Source organism: Campylobacter sp. 2018MI13, from assembly GCF_018501135.1.
In the GTDB taxonomy this organism is placed as follows: Bacteria; Campylobacterota; Campylobacteria; order Campylobacterales; family Campylobacteraceae; genus Campylobacter_E.
The window spans coordinates 1-2420 of sequence record NZ_JAHCZC010000127.1; the positions used below are offsets into that span (position 1 = coordinate 1).

Annotated in this window: 3 protein-coding genes; all 3 read left to right on the forward strand. The window is 27.4% G+C overall.

Annotated features, from left to right (window positions below):
* Positions 1–483: 483 nt before the first annotated feature.
* A complete protein-coding gene (locus KJQ99_RS09145; RefSeq protein ID WP_214150628.1) occupies positions 484–1860 on the forward strand; it encodes a GTPase family protein in 1377 nt (458 codons plus the stop codon).
* A 52-nt stretch (positions 1861–1912) separates the two neighbouring features.
* On the forward strand, positions 1913–2113 hold the full coding sequence (locus tag KJQ99_RS09150; RefSeq protein ID WP_214150629.1) for a hypothetical protein: 201 nt from the start codon (positions 1913–1915) through the stop codon (positions 2111–2113).
* On the forward strand, positions 2110–2420 hold a 311-nt coding region (locus tag KJQ99_RS09155; RefSeq protein ID WP_214150630.1), incomplete at its 3' end, for a BspA family leucine-rich repeat surface protein. The genes KJQ99_RS09150 and KJQ99_RS09155, both read left to right, overlap by 4 nt.

The following is a 2420-nucleotide window of genomic DNA, read 5'->3' on the forward strand; positions in this document are numbered from 1 at the left end:
ATGAAGCAATAAGTAGTATAGATGAGCTAACACGTGCTAATGTAGTAGTAGCTGATAATACTAATAAAATATCAGATGAAGTAGATTTAATGGCTAGCATTGCTGTTGAAGCTGTTATGAAGAATAAATTCTAATAAACACCCCACAAGGAATTTCTTAATTGAAATTCCTTTTATTTATATAAAATACTTAAATCTAAATCATAGTTTTTTTAAATTACTAATTCAAATTCTTGTAAAAATTAATGAAATTTAAAAAATATTTTTAAAAAATTTTATATGGACAGAATTTTGACATTCAATGTGTTATAATCAAGAAAAATCAAGAAAGGAGAATAAATGAAAGTTATTTTTTCTTTTATATGGGGGGGGGTATAACTCTTTAGAATATACTCAAAAACCTTCATCTAATTTTAAAGGAACTTAGAAAGCATTTTTTATCTAATCATAAATATTTAAAAATTAAAAATAAAAAGGATAAAAAATGGAAATCAAAAGAATTTTAAAAGAATTTACAGACCTAGAAGAAAGTAAAAAAGAAATATTAAAAGAAAACATTTTAAATTTTGTTAAAGAAAAAAGCAAACCAACAATTTTTGCTAATTTAATGCTATCTACATGCCCTAAGGAATATTTAGATATTTTATTAAAAGATTTAGATTTTGATTTAGAAAACAGAATGAAATTAGCTGCTTTAATTGAAGAAGCATATCATATCAGCTTTAAATCAAAAGATATTTTAAACTATCAAAAACCAACTTCAACAGCATTAATACCTGATATGTCTAATATAACAGAAGTTATGAAATACTATAAAGAACAAGAAGAATCTAAAGAAGAGTATACAGAATTAGATGAGATATTAAACAAATCAGATTTAGATGAAGAAGATAAAACTAAGCTAAAGCTAAATATCAAAAAACTAGCAAACACAAAGCTAAATATATTAATTACAGGCGGAACAGGAGTTGGCAAAAGCTCTACTATTAATTCGCTTTTTAATATGGGTGATGAATACAAGCAAGAATTTAGCGAAATCGGAACTACTAGCAAACCACAAACAATGGAGATTAAAAAATACGAAATAGGAAGAAACCTTGTTTTATGGGATAGTCCAGGTTTAGGAGATGGGATAAAAGATAGTGAGCATATTGCAAAAATCAATAAAAAGCTTCACGAAAAAGATAGTAAAGGAAATGCTTTAATAGATTTAGTTTTAGTTATTGTAGATGCAAAGACTCGTGATTTAGGCACTACCTATCATCTAATTACTAATGTAATAATCCCTGCCTTAGGAGAAAACGCAAAAGATAGAATATTAATAGCGCTTAATAAATGTGATCAAGCTTTAGAAGGAGATTTTTGGGTGAAGGGTGATAGTCCTTATCCAGAAGAAGAGCTTATAAAATATCTTGATGAAAGTGTAAAAATAATTAGTGATAGGATATATGAGACAACTAGCGTAAGGATTGAGCCTATATATTATTCATCAGGTAAGAGCAGAAATGGCATTCAAGAAAACCCATATAATTTAGGAAAATTACTTGACTTCATCATTGATTATACTCCCAGCAAAAAAAGAGCAGTATTTAAAGGTAAGATAAACGAAAATAAAAACAACTGGAAAAGCAACGAAAAAGTAAAGCCTAATACAAATAATTTTAATTCATCAAACAATCAATCAACAAGCACCACAAAAGATTACAAAGCTTTAGCTGATGAAAAGATAGAAAAAAGCTTTTGGGATAACTTATGCGATGGTGTTGGAAAAGCAGTTGATTTTGTTGTTGAAAATAAAGAGAAGATTATGGCAGTAGGTGGATTTTTATTAAGTGCTGTAAATAAAATTTTTAAAAAATAAAAAAACAAAAAGAATTTGAAATATGACTTTCAAATTCTTTAAAGGAGTATAAATGCCAATAGCACCAAAGCCAAGTAAGTTTATTTGTAAAGATTGTGGGTATTCAGTGGTGATAATTCATAAAAGCGATTGCCTAAATGCAAATGATTTACCACCATCTAAATGCCCTAAATGCAAAAATAGTGTTTGTTATGAAAGAAAAAGAGCCAACACACTTGATATAGCTTTAGCAAAATTAAAGGAGATTTTATGAAAAAATATAAGCCAACCACAAAAGAAGAATTAAAAAAGTTAGTAAAAAATAAGACTATTTATCTAGGTGATATTGATACGAGTTTAATTACTGATATGAGTGGATTGTTTAAAAACAGCGCTAGAGAAGACTTTAGTGGTATAAACGAATGGAATACAAGTAATGTAACTGATATGAGCGGTATGTTTAGTAGTTGTGAGTATTTTAATGAAGCTTTGAGCTTTGATACTTCAAAAGTAACTAATATGAGCCATATGTTTGAAAATTGCTTTGATTTTAATCAACCATTAAATTTCAATACTTCAAA